This is a genomic window from Trebonia kvetii, assembly GCF_007827045.1.
Classification (GTDB): Bacteria; Actinomycetota; Actinomycetes; order Streptosporangiales; family Streptosporangiaceae; genus Trebonia; species Trebonia kvetii.
Window position 1 is genome coordinate 338,886 of record NZ_RPFW01000005.1, and the last position, 14,409, is coordinate 353,294.

Genomic DNA, 14,409 nt, shown 5'->3' on the forward strand with positions numbered 1-14,409 from the left:
ATAGACTCTTCCTCGCCTACCGGGAGCCCGACCGCCATGTCATCAGCCGCCGGCTCATCGGCTGCGCCCGAAGACGTTCTGATCCGTCGCGAAAACGGAATCCTGATCGTCACCATCAACCGGCCGGCGCAGCGCAACGCCGTCAACGGCGCGGTGTCGGCCGGCGTCGCTCGCGCCCTTGACCTGCTCGACAGCTCGTCCGAGCTGCGGGTCGGCGTGCTGCACGGTGCGGGTACCGCCTTCTGCGCGGGCATGGACCTGAAGGCGTTCGCGGCCGGTGAGCAGATCAGGGACCCCGAGCGAGGTTTCGCCGGCCTCGTCGAGCGGCCGCCTGCCAAGCCGCTGATCGCCGCGGTGGAGGGATGGGCGCTCGGCGGCGGGTTCGAGATCGTGCTCGCCTGCGACCTGGTCACGGCGGGCAAGAGCGCTAAGTTCGGGCTCCCGGAGGCCCGCCGCGGTCTCGCCGCCCGCGGTGGCGGCGTCTTCCGGCTGCCGCGCCGCCTGCCGCAGGCGGTGGCGATGGAGCTCATCATGACCGGAGCGCCACTCGACGCCGCTCGGGCCGAACACTTCGGCCTGGTCAACCGGCTGGTCGATGACGGACAGGCGCTCGTCGCGGCGCTTGAGCTCGCCGCGCAGGTCGCCGCCAGCGCGCCGATGTCGGTGCGTGCCTCCAAGGCGGTCGCGATCGACTCGGTCGCCTGGCCGCTAGACGAGGGCTTCCAGCGGCAGCGGGCCTACCTGGAACCAGTGTTCGCCTCGCAGGACGCGGCCGAGGGCGTCGCCGCCTTCCGCGAGCGCCGCGACCCGGTCTGGCAAGACCAGTGAGCGCGGGAGATCCGAGCGCGAGCCGAAGGGCGCGCGCGCAGGCGAGCGCGGAAAACACTGCGCTTGGCGACGTCCGCGTGGTGTGCCTGAGCAGCCTCGGGCCGGTTCCCTTCGCGGTGATGCTGCTCGGCGACCTCGGCGCCGAGATCACCCGGGTGGACCGCCCCGGGCGGGCCGGATCGCTTACCGGGCTGCCGCTCGAGGACGACCCGCGTACGCGGGGACACCGCGGCATCGGCATCGACCTGCGTCGGCCAGACGGCCGCGCGGTCCTGCTGCGGCTGATCGCGCAGGCCGACGTGTTCCTCGAAGGCATGCGTCCGGGCGCGGCGGAGAAGCTCGGGATCGGGCCGGACGACCTGCTTGACGTCAACCCCCGCCTGGTCTACGGCCGGGCAACCGGCTGGGGGCAGAACGGACCGCGCGCCGCCCAGGCGGGCCACGACATCAACTACGCGGGGCTGGCGGGCGGGGTCTTCCCGCTCGGCTCACCGGACGCGCCGCCGCTGCCACCGCTGAACCTGCTGGCCGACTTCGGCGGCGGCGGCGCCTATCTCGCACTCGGCGTCCTCGCCGCGCTGCACCAGCGCCAAGTGACCGGGCGGGGCCAGGTGGTCGACGCCGCCATGGTGGACGGGGTGGCGTCGCTCACCACCATGCTGCACGGCATGCTCGCGGCCGGCCTGTGGACCGACCGCCGGGGCGAGAACCTGCTGGACGGCGCGGCCCACTTCTACCGCACCTACGCCACCGCCGACGGCGGCTTCATGGCCGTCGGCGCCATCGAACCGCAGTTCTACCGCGAGCTGCTCGACGCACTCGGGCTCGACCCGGCCGAGTGGCCGCAGCACGACCGCTCCCGGTGGCCGGAGCAGTCCCACCGGCTGGCGGCCGTCTTCGCGTCCCGCACCCGCGCCGAATGGGAGCAGGTCTTCGATGGCCGCGACGCCTGCGTGACGCCGGTGCTGTCGCTGGCCGAAGCGGCGACCTCGACCGAACTGCGCGAGCGCGGCACCTTCGTCGACTGGGACGGGGTGCCGCAGCCGGCCCCGGCGCCACGGCTCTCGGCGTCGGCCGTCGTGGAGCGGCCCCGGTCGCGCTGGTGCGGTCACACCGATCAGATCCTGGCCGAACTCGGGTATCCGGCCGACGAAATCGCCGGGCTGCGCGCGCGCGAAGCGGTCGCCTAGAAGAGTCAGCCGCTTCCGTTCGGGATGATCGGTTTTGCCGTTACCACCGCGGACTCGGAGCGGCTTGATACTGAAGAGAGGAGGTGCGGGTGAGCGACGAGATCCACCACGGCAAGGTGGCGGTGATCACCGGCGGCGGCCGTGGCTTCGGCAAGGCATTCGGCACGGCCCTGGCCGCCCGCGGCGCCCACGTGGTGCTGGCCGACATCGACGGACACGCCGCCGCGTCGGCCGCGACCGAGATCGTCGCCAAGGGCGGCAGCGCGTCCGCGGCGGCCTGCGACGTGGCCGACGAGGCCGTTGTGGCCGCGGTGTTCGGCGAGGTCGCCGAGGAACACGGCGGCATCGACATCCTCGTCAACAACGCCGGGCTGCACTCGGCCGCCTACAACAAGCCCTCGGCGGAGATCGGCATCGCCGGCCTGCGGCGGCTGTTCGACGTGAACGTCATGGGGGTCTACATCTGCTCGCTGGCCGCCAGGCCCGCGATGAGCGGCCGGCCCGGCGCCGCCGTCGTCAACATCTCATCCTCGGCCGCCTACGGCAACCGGGCCGCCTACGGGGTGTCCAAGCTCGCCGTCCGCGGCGCCACCGCTCAGCTGGCGCGTGAGTTCGCGGCCGACGGCATCCGGGTGAACGCGATCGCGCCCGGCCTGATCTTCACCGACACCATCCGGGCGGAGCTGCCAAAGGATGAGGCGGCCCGCGTCATGAGCCAGCAGATACTGTCGCGCGAGGGTGAGGAGCGGGACATCGTCGACGCGCTGCTCTACCTCGTCTCGCCCGCGTCGTCGTTCGTCACCGGGGAGACGCTGCGCGTCACCGGCGGCTTCGCGCTGTCGGTTTAGCTAGAGAACACGGAAGGAACAGCTCGTGCGAGATGCCGTAATCGTAGACGCGGTGCGCGCGCCCATCGGCCGCCGCAAGGGGACCCTCAGGGAGATGCACCCGGTCGACCTGTCGGCGTCCGTGCTGACCGCGCTGGCCGCCAGGAACCAGCTTGACACGGAGCTTATCGAGGACATCGTCTGGGGCTGCGTCACCCAGATCGCCGAGCAGTCGACCAACGTCGGACGGCTGGCGGTGCTGGCGGCCGGCTGGCCCGAGGCGATTCCCGGCGTCACCCTCGACCGCGCCTGCGGGTCGAGCCAGCAGGCGGTGCACTTCGCCGCGGCCAGCGTGATAGCCGGCCACTACGACATCGTGGTGGCCGGCGGCGTGGAGTCGATGAGCCGGGTCCCGCTTGGCTCCGCCCGGGCAATGGGGGAGCCGTTCGGTCCCCTGGTCAAGGAGCGCTACCAGCGCGACAGCTTCAGCCAGGGCCTCGGCGCGGAGGACATCGCCAGGCGCTGGGGCTTCTCCCGGACCCAGCTGGACGAGTTCGCGCTCGAGTCGCATCGCAAGGCGGCGGCCGCGACCGACGCCGGCGCCTTCGCCGGGCAGATCACCCCGGTCAGCGGCCCGGACGGCGAGCTCACCACGGACGAGGGCATCAGGCGTGACTCCTCGCTGGAGAAGCTGGCGTCGCTCAAGCCCGCCTTCCTTGACGACGGCGTCATCCACGCGGGCAACAGCTCGCAGATCTCCGACGGCTGCGCCGCCCTGCTGATCACCACCAGCGAGCGGGCGGCCGAACTCGGCCTGCGGCCGCTGGCGCGGTTCCACTCCGGCGCGGTCACCGGCGATGACCCGGTGACGATGCTGACCGCCCCGATCCCGGCCACCGCGAAGGTGCTCAAGCGGGCCGGCCTGACGATCGACGACATCGGCGTCTTCGAGGTCAACGAGGCGTTCGCGAGCGTACCGCTGGCCTGGGAGGCGGAAACCGGCGCCGATCACGCCCGGCTCAACCCGCTCGGCGGCGCCATCGCCGTCGGCCACCCGCTCGGCGCGTCAGGCGCCATCTTGATGACGCGCATGGTGCACCACATGCGCGACAACGGGATCCGCTACGGCCTGCAGACGATGTGCGAGGCCGGCGGCATGGCCAACGCCACCGTCATCGAACTGCTCACCGACTAACACCCGCGAAGGAGAAGCCGTGCAACTCGATTCCGTCTCCGCCCTGGTCACCGGCGGCTCGTCCGGGCTCGGCCTGGCGACCGTGCGCCGCCTGCTCGCGGCCGGCGCCCGGGTCGGCATCGCCGACCTCAACCCGCCGTCCGACGAGGACCTGGCCAGCCTTGGTGCGGGCGTGGTCTACGCCAAGACCGACATCACCGATGAGGCCGCGGTGAACGACGCGCTCGACGCTTTCGAGAGCGCGCACGGCCCGCTGCGGGCGGTGGTGCACTGCGCGGGCCGCGGCGGTGACCGGGTACGGATTCTCGACAAGGAGGGCAACCCCGGCTCGCTCGAGACCTTCGCCGAGGTCGTCCGGGTCAACCTGGTCGGCACCTACAACATCCTGCGGCTGGGCGCGGCGCGCATCGCGCGCACGGAGCCGGTGGACGGTGAGCGCGGCGCCATCGTGCTCACCGCGTCGGTCGCGGCTTTCGACGGCCAGATCGGCCAGACCTCGTACACCGCCACCAAGGCGGCCGTGCACGGCATCACCCTGGTCGCCGCGCGCGACCTCGCGAGCAGGCAGATCCGGGTGAACACGATCGCCCCCGGTACCTTCGACACGCCCATGCTCGCCCGCCTCAGGCAGGACATCAGGGACGGCCTGGCCGCCGCGGTGCCGCACCCGAGGCGGCTCGGCGACCCGGACGACTACGCCCACCTCGCGCTCAGCCTGCTGGAGAACCGGTACGTCAACGGGGAGACCATCCGCCTCGACGGCGCCATCCGGATGCCTCCGCGCTGACATCCATACGACCGTGTCGTCATCGAGGCGCATTCGCAGGCGACACTGATCAACGGCGAGGAGTACGGCAACACGTACGTGTTCGGCATCCGGGTCAGGGACGGCCGTATCGACTGGATCGCGGAGCACTTCAATGCGCTTATCGCGCAGGAGAAGCTGTTCCCGCTGGCCGCGTCGCTGCGGCAATAGCCGCTCAGGAAAGAGGGAGCTGCCGGTGCGCATCGAGCCGGGACGGGTCGCGGTGGTAACCGGCGGTGCCAGCGGGATCGGCTACGCGCTCGCCGCCGCCGCGGCCGGGCGAGGGCTGCACGTCGTGCTGTCCGACGTCCGCGCCGACGCGCTGGACGCTGCCGCGGGCCGGCTGCGCGATTCGGGCGCGGCGGTGACGACAGTCCTGGCCGACGTGTCCCAGCCGGCCGACATCGACCGCCTCGCCGGGACCGCCTTCGCGCTCGGCCCGGTCCAGCTGGTCTGCTCCAACGCGGGGATCGTGGTGACCGGCCGCGCCTGGGAGCTGACCGCGGCCGACTGGGCACGGGTGATGGACGTGAACTTCATGGCCACGGTGCACCTGGCCCGCGCGTTCTTGCCACGGCTGATCGAGGCTGGCCTGCCCGCCTCGCTGCTCGTCACCGGGTCGATGGCCTCGGTCACCGCCCGGCCCGGCATCAGCCCCTACGTCGCGGCCAAGCACGCGCTGCTCGGGCTGTGCGAGTCGCTCAACCACGAACTGGCCGACGCCGGCGCCGCCGTCGCAGTGACCCTGCTGCTGCCGGGCAAGGTCGCCACCGGCATGAGCCGCGAGGACTATCCCGACGCGATCACCCCGGACGAGGCGGCCAGGATCGCGTTCGACGCGGTCGCGCACCGCCGGCCGCTCGCGTTCACCCACGCCGACCGCATCCCCGAGGTCGAGCGGCGGTTCGCGGCGATCGTGGCCGGCGGCCGCCAGGGGCTGGCCGCTGACTCCGGCCGCGCATAAGGGATAAGGGCGCGGCGGGCGCCTCGTTGAACAGCGGGCGGGTCAGCAGGTCCACGGCGGCATCGCGGAACCGCTCGAGGACGACCGGGTCCGACAGCGACAGGCCGAGCATCTGCTCGACGAGCGGGCCGAAGACGATGTGCGCCAGGTTGATCGCCCGGTACAGCACAAGGCCCACCTCGGGATCGGGCAGCGGGCGGGCGATCTTCGCGTCGACCAGGGCCTGCATCTCGCTGCGCACCAGCTCGAACGCCTCGGTGAACAGCGCCACGCCGGCCGGCCCGCCCTCCATGGTGGCCCGCCTGATGTACCCGGCGATGACCGGGCTATCGGTGATGAGCTGGTCGAACGCCTGCCTGCGGGCGCGGGCGGCGACCGGCGGCGGCTGGTCGAGCCCGACGCCGCTGACCACCTCGCGGATCTTGGCCACCACCGCGTGCTGCACCGCCTCGGCCAGCTCGTCCTTGGACTTGAAGTGGTGCATCACGGCGCCCGCGGACATGCCGGCTTCATCGGCCACCATGCGGATGGAGGTGGCCTGCGTGCCGTGCTCCGCGTACAGGCGCAGCGCGGCGTCGCGGATCCTCGCCCGCGGAGCGAGGTCGGCCGGACCTGAGGCAAGGCTTGGGTTTGTCATTGCGAGCTCAACTCTAGAGTACGGCTTCCGAAACAGTTGTATTGGAAATAGTACAGATGTATTGACCTTCGCACACCTGTGTTTTTAGACTGCGGGCATGCCGCTTGAGTTCACCGGACCGTGGCCGCCCGAGATCGATGTTCCGCAGGTCGGCTTCAAGGAGCCGCCCGATCATCACGAGGCCTACTGGCTCTACGGGTACGACCCTGACGCCAAGGTCGGCCACTACCTGTACCTGGCGGCCGAGAAGGACGACGTGCTGCTGCGACGCGAGAGCGTCTTCATCCTCCTGCCCGACGGCAGCGTGCTCGCCCAGAACGGAGCTGGGCGCAACAGCCACGGCGCCACCGCCGCCGGCGACCGGCTGGAAATCGAGTGCCGTGAGCCGTTCCGCCGCTGGCGCGGCCGCTATGCCGCCCCGATGTACGGGCTGGCGGGCGACGAGATCGTGGCCGGGCCGCGCTCGGGCAGCGAGCTGGTCGAGGCCGTCATCGATCTTGAGGCCGAATCGGCCGCCGCTCCATGGAACACCGAGGGGGATTGGGGCGAGCAGCCGCCGTCGCTGCGCTACCACCAGTTCTACGACGCGATCGGCATCGTCAGGGTGGGCGGCACCGCCTACCCGTTCGCTGGGTCGGGCTTCCGCAGCCACTCACGGCGCCGCCGCGACATGCCCGGCTTCACCGGGCACGCCATCATCAGCGGGCGCTTCCCGAGCGGCCGCGGCTTCGGCCTGCTGCGTTACCGGGCGACCGCCGGCCGCCCGGAGCGCGGCCGCGGCTTCCTCTACCTCGATGGCGTCCTGCATGACGCCGATGTCGTCACGTGGCCGCACCTGAGCGAAGCGGTACCCGGCGGCGAGCGGCTGACGATCGAGCTGCACGCCGGCCGGCACACGGCCGTCATCACCGCGGAAACGATCGCGAGCACGTTCGTCACCCCAGCCCCCGAGGGCCGCAAGTACGGCGCCCACGTCGGCGAGGAGCCGGGGACGGTGATCTCGCCGGCGTTCGCCCGCTACCAGTGGGACGGCGAGACCGGCTACGGCGGCCTGGAGCGCTCGGCCCTGCGCAGTGCCATCACCATCCCCGGCGCCAGCACCATTCCCGGTGTCACCACCATCCCCGGCGCCGACCGTCGCGGTGACGGAAGGAACGGCTGATGCTGACGCAACTGGAGCGCCTGGAGGCGGAAAGCATCCATATCCTCCGCGAGGCGGCCGCCGAGAGCGAGCGCCCGGTGATGCTGTACTCCATCGGCAAGGACAGCTCGGTCCTGCTGCACCTGGCGATGAAGGCCTTCTACCCGGCTAAGCCGCCGTTCCCGCTGCTGCACGTGGACACGACCTGGAAGTTCCGTGCCATGTACGCGATGCGCGACACCGTGGCGCAGCGGTACGGCATCGACCTGATCGTGCACCAGAACCCGGAGTGCGTCGAGCGGGGCATCAACCCGTTCACCCACGGCTCGGCGCTGCACACCGACCTGTGGAAGACCGAGGGGCTGAAGCAGGCCCTCGACAAGTACGGCTTCGACCTCGCCTTCGGCGGCGCGCGGCGCGACGAGGAGAAGTCCCGCGCCAAGGAGCGGGTGTTCTCCGTCCGCTCCGCCCAGCACCGCTGGGACCCGAAGGCGCAGCGTCCCGAGCTGTGGCACGTCTACAACGGCCGCAAGCGTCCCGGCGAGAGCATCCGCGCGTTCCCGCTGTCGAACTGGACCGAGCTGGACGTCTGGCACTACATCAGGCGCGAGCGGATTCCCCTGGTACCGCTCTACCTGGCCGCGGAACGTCCCGTGGTCGAACGGGACGGCGCGCTGATCATGGTGGACGACGACCGTCTGCCGCTGCGCGCCGGTGAGGTTGCGCAGCTGCGCAAGGTGCGCTTCCGCACCCTTGGCTGCTACCCGCTGACCGGCGCGGCGGAGGGCGCCGCGGACACCCTCGACGAGGTGATCGCCGAGCTGCTGCGCTCCACCACCTCTGAGCGGCAGGGCCGGGTGATCGACCATGACTCCGCCGGGTCCATGGAGAAGAAGAAGCAGGAAGGCTACTTCTGATGACCGCGTCCGGCACCGCGGCCGACGTCGGCCGTTACCTGGAAACCGATGACCGCAAGACCCTGCTGCGCTTCATCACGTGCGGCAGCGTGGACGACGGCAAGAGCACGCTGATCGGCCGGCTGCTTTACGAGTCCAAGCTCATCTTCGACGACCAGCTGGCGGCGCTTGAAGCGGACTCGCGGCGGGTCGGCACCCAGGGCGGAGCACTGGACTTCGCCCTGCTTGTCGACGGCCTGGCTGCCGAGCGCGAGCAGGGCATCACCATCGACGTGGCCTACCGCTTCTTCACCACCGAGCGGCGCAAGTTCATCGTCGCCGACACCCCAGGGCACGAGCAGTACACCCGCAACATGGCCACCGGCGCGTCCACCGCCGATGTCGCGGTCATCCTGGTCGACGCGCGCAAGGGGGTGCTCACCCAGACCAGGAGGCACAGTTTCATCGTCGCGATGCTCGGCATCAAGCGCGTCGCCCTCGCGGTCAACAAGATGGACCTGGTCGGCTATGACCAGGCCGTGTTCGACCGCATCGCGGCCGACTACCGCGAGTTCGCCGTCGGCCTCGGGCTGACCGGCATCGAGGCCATCCCGATCTCGGCCCTGCGCGGCGACAACGTCGTCGAGCCGGGCCCGGCCATGCCCTGGTACGACGGTCCGCCGCTGCTCAGTTACCTGGAATCGGTGGAGGCCGGCTCGGATGCCGCCGGCGGCCCGTTCCGCCTCCCCGTGCAGCTGGTCACCCGGCCCGACCTTGACTTCCGCGGCTACGCGGGGATCATCGCCGGCGGGTCGGTGCGCCCGGGCGACGAGGTGCGGGTGCTGCCGTCCGGCGCCACTGCCACGGTGCTGCGGATCGTCACCTTCGACGGCGACCTGCCGGTGGCCGAGACCGGGCAGTCGGTCACCCTCACCCTTGACCGGGAGATCGACGTCAGCCGGGGCGACCTGATCGTCGCGGCGGCCGAGCCTGCCGGTGTTGCCGACCAGTTCGAGGCCCACCTCGTCTGGATGCACACCGAGCCGCTGCTGCCCGGCCGCCCCTACCTGATGAAGCTGGCCAGCTCGACCGCCGCCTGCTCGGTCACCCACATCAAGCACGGCATCAACGTGAACACCCTGGAACGGACGCCAGCTAGCACGCTGTCCGTCAACGACATCGCGGTCGCCAACATCGCCACCGACCGGCGGCTGCCGTTCGATCCCTACGCAGTGAACCGGGACACCGGCGGGTTCGTGCTCATCGACCGGCTGACCAACGTCACCGTCGGCGCCGGCATGATCGACTTCGCGCTGCGCCGCTCGGACAACATCCACTGGCAGGCGCTCGACGTCACCAGGGAAGCGCGGGCCGCCATCAAGGGGCACCGGCCAGGCGTGGTCTGGTTCACCGGGATCTCCGGTGCGGGCAAGTCCACCATCGCCAACGCCCTGGAGGGGCGGCTGCACGCGCTCGGCTGTCACACGGCGACCCTCGACGGCGACAACGTGCGGCACAGGCTCAACCGCGACCTCGGCTTCACCGACGCCGACCGGGTGGAGAACATCCGGCGGGTGGGCGAGGTCGCCAGGCTGATGGCCGACGCCGGCCTGCTGGTGCTCGTGTCGTTCATCTCGCCGTTCCGCGCGGAACGCGACGCCGCCCGGGCGCTTGTCGGCGCGGGCGAGTTCGTCGAGGTATTCGTGGACACGCCGCTCGACGTCGCCGAGGGCCGCGACCGCAAGGGCCTCTACCGCAAGGCCCGGGCGGGCAGCCTGCCGCACTTCACCGGGATCGACTCGCCGTACGAGCCGCCCCCGTCGCCCGAGGTCCGCATCGACACGGTGACAAGCGACGTGCCGGAGTCGGTGGAGCAGATCGTCAGCCACCTGCGCGAGAAGGGCATCGTCCCGTGACCGAACTGCCGGCAGAGGTGCGGGCGCTGGCCAGCGACGCCGACCATCAGCTCGCGGCGGAACTGGCCGCCCACAGCGCGGAACTGCTGCGCGCGCTGCGCGCGTGCGGTATCGACGACCCGGACGTGCTGCGCAAGCAGGGTGACCGCCGCTCGCACGAACTGCTTGCCGCCGAACTGGCCGCCCGCCGTCCGGCCGACGCGGTGCTGTCCGAGGAGGGCAAGGACTCCGCACAGCGGCTCGGCGTGCGCCGAGTCTGGATCATCGACCCGCTTGACGGCACCCGCGAGTTCGGCGAGCCGGACCGGCCGGACTGGGCGGTGCACGTCGCCCTGGTCATCGACGGCTTCCCGGTGGCCGGGGCGGTCGCGCTGCCTGCGCTGCACGAGGTCTGGTCGACGGCCGGGGCAGCCAGCCACGACCAGCCGCCCGCCGCCGCCGGCCCGCTGACCGGCCCGCCACGGCTGGCGGTCAGCCGGACCCGCCCAGGACCTGCGGCCGCCCAGGTCCAGCAGGCTCTGGGCGCCGAGCCGGTGCCGCTCGGCTCGGCCGGCTTCAAGGCCCTCGCGGTCGTCCGCGGCGCGGCCGAGATCTACGCGCACAGCGGAGGCCAGTACGAGTGGGACAGCGCCGCCCCGGTGGCGGTCGCCCTCGCCTACGGCCTGCACGCGTCCCGGCTCGACGGCGCACCGCTCACCTACAACAACCCCGACCCGTACCTTCCCGACCTGCTGATCGCGCACCCCGACTGGGCGCGGCCGGCCTTGGACGCCGTGAGGTTGCCCCCATGCTGAAGAACAAACGTCTGCTCATGACCGGCCTGACCGGCCAGCTGGCCGGCTCGATCGCCGCCGTGCTGGCGCCGCACAACGAGATCTACGGCCTTGCCCGTTACTCCAGGCCCGGATCAAGGGAAGCGGTCGAGGCGCTCGGCATCACGCCGATCGTCTGCGACTACACCAGCGGCGACTTCACCGGCGTGCCCAATGACTTCGACTACGTGTTCCACGCGGCGGCCGACGTCTTCCCTGCCGACATCGAGACCGGCATCAAGCAGAACGCCGAGGGCACCGGGCTCCTGCTCAACCACCTCAACCGGGCCAAGGCCTGGATCTACGTCTCGACCAGTGGCGTCTACTGGGATCACCCCGACCCGTGGTACCCGTACCAGGAGACGGACCGCTGCGGCGGCAGCACCCGGATCAACACCCGCTTCGCCTACGGCACGAGCAAGTTCGCCGGCGAGGCGGTCGCCAGGTCGCTGTCCCGCATTCACGGCGTCCCGCTGACGATCGCCCGGATGAACTGGTCGTACGGCCGGGCAAGCTTCGGCGGGGCGCCCACCAGGATCATCACCCGGGTGGCACAAGGCGAGCCGGTCCCCGTCCACCCGGACTGGGAGATGGTCGGCTGCCCGATCCACGAGGACGACATGGCCGAGCACCTGGAACCATTCTTCGCGGGTGCCGCGGTTGGCGGCACGGTCACCAACTGGGGCGGCGACGACGCGATCTCGGTCGAACAGTACGTCCCGTGGGTGGCCGAACAACTCGGCACCTCCTACTCGTTCACCGCGATGACCGACGTCATCGCCTACCCCCGCAACCTCGACCCCGCCAAACGGATATCCCTGACCGGCCCGTGCACGGTCAAGTGGCAGGACGGCTTCCGCCGGATCATCGCCGAGCGCTTCCCCGGCCGGCTGGCGACCTCGTGACAACCGTGACCCTGAATACCGAGCAGCTTCTATATCAAGCGTCCGAACGGGTTGGGCTGACTGATTACGGCGACCTTCCCTTCCGTGAGGGGATAGACGTCCTGCTCTGGTCGCTTCAGCACGAGTCAGGCAACCCGCCCGAGCGGGTAGCGCAGATCGCGGCCAGCCTCGTGCTGCCCGCGCTTGTCAAGCGGCTGCGGCTGGTGGACGACCGCAAACGCTACCCCGAGATCGCGGCCCAGGCAGTCAGGGCCCCGATCGTCATCACCGGCCTGCCCCGCACCGGGTCGACCCACCTGCAGGCGCTGCTCGCCACCCGTCCCGGTGCCCGCTCGCCTGCCGAATGGGAGATGCGGCTGCCATCGCCGCCCCCGGAGGCCGCCACCGCCGCCACCGACCCGCGCATCGCCGAGGTCCAGCGGTCCATCGACGAGCGGCCGGGCGCGGCCAGGCTGCAGAGCATCCACCCCTACGGCGCCCGGCGGCCCGAGCAGTGCCTCGGCCTGATCGACTGGAGCTTCGCCAACCAGACCTACCTGGCCTACCAGCGGATCCCGAGCTACTACGAGTGGTACCTGGACGCCGACCAGCGCGTCGTCTACGAGCACCACAAGCGGTTCCTGCAGCACCTGCAGTTCCGGAACCCGGGGGAGTGGGTACTCAAGTGGCCCAAGCACCTGTTCGGGCTTGACGCCCTGCTCGAGGCGTACCCGGACGCCCGCATCGTCTGGACGCACCGCGACCCGGCCCGGGTTGTCCCGTCCGCCGTGAGCTTCGTCGGCACCCTGCGCTCCATGAACAGCCCGGTGTTCGACCCGCGGCGGTTCGGCGCCGAGTGGTCCGCCCTGGAGGAGATGGGGCTGCACCGCGGCCTTGAGGTGCGGGACCGGGTCGGCGACGACCGGTTCCTCGACGTCCAATACAACGACCTGATCACCGATCCGGTCGCCGCGGTGAGCCGGATCTACGAGCACTTCGGCCTCCCCGTCGACGACGAGACCATCCGACGGGTCGGCGACTTCCAAGAGGAGAACCCGCAGGGCAAGCACGGCGCGCACGACTACACCCCCGAGCAGTTCGGCTTCGAGCCCGAGCGTGTCCGCCGTCGTTTCGCCGCCTACACGCAGCGCTTCGGTATCGAAAGAGACAGGTTGCGATGAACGATCAGGCCGCAAGCGTCAGGGCCGCGGTCCTCACTGCCGCGGAAACCCTTGGCATCCAGGCTTTTCCCGTCCCCCGCCTCGGCGAGGACGATGCCCTCATCCGGGTGGAGGTGTGCGGTCTTGGCGGCAGCGACGTCACCCAGTACCTCGGCAAGCTCCGCCCGTCGAGCACCGTTTACCCGGTGATCCTCGGCCACGTCTTCGTCGGCACAGTCGAAGCGGTCGGGCCGCGGGCCGCCAGGCGCTGGCGGGTGGCGCCAGGCGACCGGGTAGTGACCGAGGCGATCGTGCCGTGCTGGGCCTGCTCGCTCTGCGTCTCCGGTCACTACTCGCTGTGCGACGCGGGTGAGGACCTGCTGCGCTACGGGCTGATCTCGGCCGACCGCGAGCCCTCGCTGTGGGGCGGCTTCGCCGAACTGGTGTACGTGCCCCGCGGCGCCCTGCTGCACAAGGTCTCGCCCGCCGCGCCGCTCGACGCGCTCGCCCTGGCGAACTCGATCGCGTCGGGCATCCGCTGGGGCGGCGACCTGCCCGCCTTCAAGGCGGGAGAGGTCGGCCTCGTCCTCGGGCCCGGACAGCGCGGGCTGGCCACGGCGCTGGCGATGATGCGGGCCGGGGCGGACAAGGTCATCATCACCGGCCGGTCAAGCGACGCCCACAAGCTTGAGGTAGCCAAGCGCTGGGGCGTGGACGTCGCGGTTGACGTAGACGCCGAGGACGTGGTCGACGTGGTCCGCCACGTGACAGGCGGCGCCATGGCGGACGTGGTCGTTGAGGCATCCGCGGTCGCCACCCAGCCGGTGACCGACGCGATCAAGGCCGTCCGCAAGGACGGCCGGATCGTGCTGATCGGGCTCAAGCGCGGGGAGCCGATCCCCGGCCTGGTGACCGACGAGCTGATCTACAAGGGGGTGACGGTCATCGGGGCGATGGCCGCCAACTACTCGAGCTTTGAGCGAGCCTGCCGGCTGATCGAACGCGACGGCGACCTGATCACCCAGGCGAACACCCATACCTTCGGGCTTGACCAGGTAGAGCGGGCCATTCACACGCTCGCCGGTGACGTGCCAGGCGCCGACGCGATCGGCGTGTCGGTCGAGCCAGGCCGGGCCTAAGACCCGCGACAAGGA

Annotated in this window: 14 protein-coding genes; 13 read left to right on the forward strand and 1 reads right to left on the reverse strand. The window is 71.0% G+C overall.

What is annotated here, in order from left to right:
- The first annotated feature begins 36 nt into the window (after positions 1-36).
- The 6 genes from EAS64_RS26650 to EAS64_RS26675 all read left to right on the forward strand — a co-directional run bounded on the left by EAS64_RS26650 (position 37) and on the right by EAS64_RS26675 (position 5,809).
- Positions 37-828 carry a crotonase/enoyl-CoA hydratase family protein gene (locus EAS64_RS26650; RefSeq protein WP_145857333.1) on the forward strand — a complete coding sequence of 264 codons (792 nt, stop codon included), beginning with the start codon at positions 37-39 and terminating at the stop codon, positions 826-828.
- Positions 825-2,018, forward strand: a complete 1,194-nt coding sequence (locus EAS64_RS26655) for a CaiB/BaiF CoA transferase family protein (RefSeq protein WP_145857335.1) — start codon at positions 825-827, stop codon at positions 2,016-2,018. Before EAS64_RS26650 ends, EAS64_RS26655 begins: the two co-directional genes overlap by 4 nt.
- Before the next feature lie 89 nt (positions 2,019-2,107).
- The gene (locus EAS64_RS26660) at positions 2,108-2,866 is read left to right on the forward strand and encodes an SDR family NAD(P)-dependent oxidoreductase (protein WP_222849630.1); all 759 of its coding nucleotides are present in this window, start codon (positions 2,108-2,110) and stop codon (positions 2,864-2,866) included.
- A gap of 25 nt (positions 2,867-2,891) precedes the next feature.
- The gene (locus EAS64_RS26665; RefSeq protein WP_145857339.1) at positions 2,892-4,040 is read left to right on the forward strand and encodes a thiolase family protein; all 1,149 of its coding nucleotides are present in this window, start codon (positions 2,892-2,894) and stop codon (positions 4,038-4,040) included.
- Positions 4,041-4,059: 19 nt separating this feature from the next.
- On the forward strand, positions 4,060-4,827 hold the full coding sequence (locus EAS64_RS26670; RefSeq protein WP_145857341.1) for an SDR family NAD(P)-dependent oxidoreductase: 768 nt from the start codon (positions 4,060-4,062) through the stop codon (positions 4,825-4,827).
- Positions 4,828-5,041: 214 nt separating this feature from the next.
- Positions 5,042-5,809: an SDR family NAD(P)-dependent oxidoreductase gene (locus EAS64_RS26675; RefSeq protein WP_187366200.1), complete on the forward strand. Its 768-nt coding sequence runs from the start codon at positions 5,042-5,044 to the stop codon at positions 5,807-5,809.
- Here the strand turns inward: EAS64_RS26675 and EAS64_RS26680 are convergent.
- Complete coding sequence (locus tag EAS64_RS26680) at positions 5,712-6,446, reverse strand: TetR/AcrR family transcriptional regulator (RefSeq protein ID WP_145857345.1); 735 nt, start codon at positions 6,444-6,446, stop codon at positions 5,712-5,714. The genes EAS64_RS26675 and EAS64_RS26680 overlap by 98 nt on opposite strands.
- A 97-nt stretch (positions 6,447-6,543) precedes the next feature.
- On the opposite strand from EAS64_RS26680, the gene EAS64_RS26685 reads away from it, so the two are divergent.
- The 7 genes from EAS64_RS26685 to EAS64_RS26715 are packed head-to-tail and all read left to right on the forward strand — an operon-like array spanning position 6,544 to position 14,394.
- A complete protein-coding gene (locus tag EAS64_RS26685) occupies positions 6,544-7,608 on the forward strand; it encodes a DUF7064 domain-containing protein (RefSeq protein WP_145857347.1) in 1,065 nt (354 codons plus the stop codon).
- Complete coding sequence (gene cysD, locus EAS64_RS26690; RefSeq protein ID WP_145857349.1) at positions 7,608-8,504, forward strand: sulfate adenylyltransferase subunit CysD; 897 nt, start codon at positions 7,608-7,610, stop codon at positions 8,502-8,504. The genes EAS64_RS26685 and cysD overlap by 1 nt, the downstream gene beginning before the upstream one ends.
- Complete coding sequence (cysN, locus tag EAS64_RS26695; protein WP_145857350.1) at positions 8,504-10,399, forward strand: sulfate adenylyltransferase subunit CysN; 1,896 nt, start codon at positions 8,504-8,506, stop codon at positions 10,397-10,399. The genes cysD and cysN overlap by 1 nt, the downstream gene beginning before the upstream one ends.
- Positions 10,396-11,193 (forward strand): 3'(2'),5'-bisphosphate nucleotidase CysQ, encoded by a 798-nt coding sequence (locus tag EAS64_RS26700; protein ID WP_246115872.1) that lies wholly within the window; start codon positions 10,396-10,398, stop codon positions 11,191-11,193. The genes cysN and EAS64_RS26700 overlap by 4 nt, the downstream gene beginning before the upstream one ends.
- Positions 11,187-12,116 (forward strand): NAD-dependent epimerase/dehydratase family protein, encoded by a 930-nt coding sequence (locus EAS64_RS26705; protein WP_145857352.1) that lies wholly within the window; start codon positions 11,187-11,189, stop codon positions 12,114-12,116. Before EAS64_RS26700 ends, EAS64_RS26705 begins: the two co-directional genes overlap by 7 nt.
- A complete protein-coding gene (locus tag EAS64_RS26710) occupies positions 12,113-13,276 on the forward strand; it encodes a sulfotransferase family protein (protein ID WP_187366201.1) in 1,164 nt (387 codons plus the stop codon). Before EAS64_RS26705 ends, EAS64_RS26710 begins: the two co-directional genes overlap by 4 nt.
- Positions 13,273-14,394 carry a zinc-dependent alcohol dehydrogenase gene (locus EAS64_RS26715; protein ID WP_145857357.1) on the forward strand — a complete coding sequence of 374 codons (1,122 nt, stop codon included), beginning with the start codon at positions 13,273-13,275 and terminating at the stop codon, positions 14,392-14,394. The genes EAS64_RS26710 and EAS64_RS26715 overlap by 4 nt, the downstream gene beginning before the upstream one ends.
- The last annotated feature ends 15 nt before the right edge of the window (positions 14,395-14,409 follow it).

Excerpts from the sequence above, each read along its gene's own strand:
- EAS64_RS26650 (WP_145857333.1), top strand. The coding sequence starts at position 37 with ATGTCATCAGCCGCCGGCTCATCGGCTGCGCCCGAAGACGTTCTGATC.
- EAS64_RS26680 (WP_145857345.1), bottom strand. The coding sequence starts at position 6,446 with ATGACAAACCCAAGCCTTGCCTCAGGTCCGGCCGACCTCGCTCCGCGG.
- EAS64_RS26685 (WP_145857347.1), top strand. The coding sequence starts at position 6,544 with ATGCCGCTTGAGTTCACCGGACCGTGGCCGCCCGAGATCGATGTTCCG.
- cysD (WP_145857349.1), top strand. The coding sequence starts at position 7,608 with ATGCTGACGCAACTGGAGCGCCTGGAGGCGGAAAGCATCCATATCCTC.
- cysN (WP_145857350.1), top strand. The coding sequence starts at position 8,504 with ATGACCGCGTCCGGCACCGCGGCCGACGTCGGCCGTTACCTGGAAACC.
- EAS64_RS26705 (WP_145857352.1), top strand. The coding sequence starts at position 11,187 with ATGCTGAAGAACAAACGTCTGCTCATGACCGGCCTGACCGGCCAGCTG.
- EAS64_RS26715 (WP_145857357.1), top strand. The coding sequence starts at position 13,273 with ATGAACGATCAGGCCGCAAGCGTCAGGGCCGCGGTCCTCACTGCCGCG.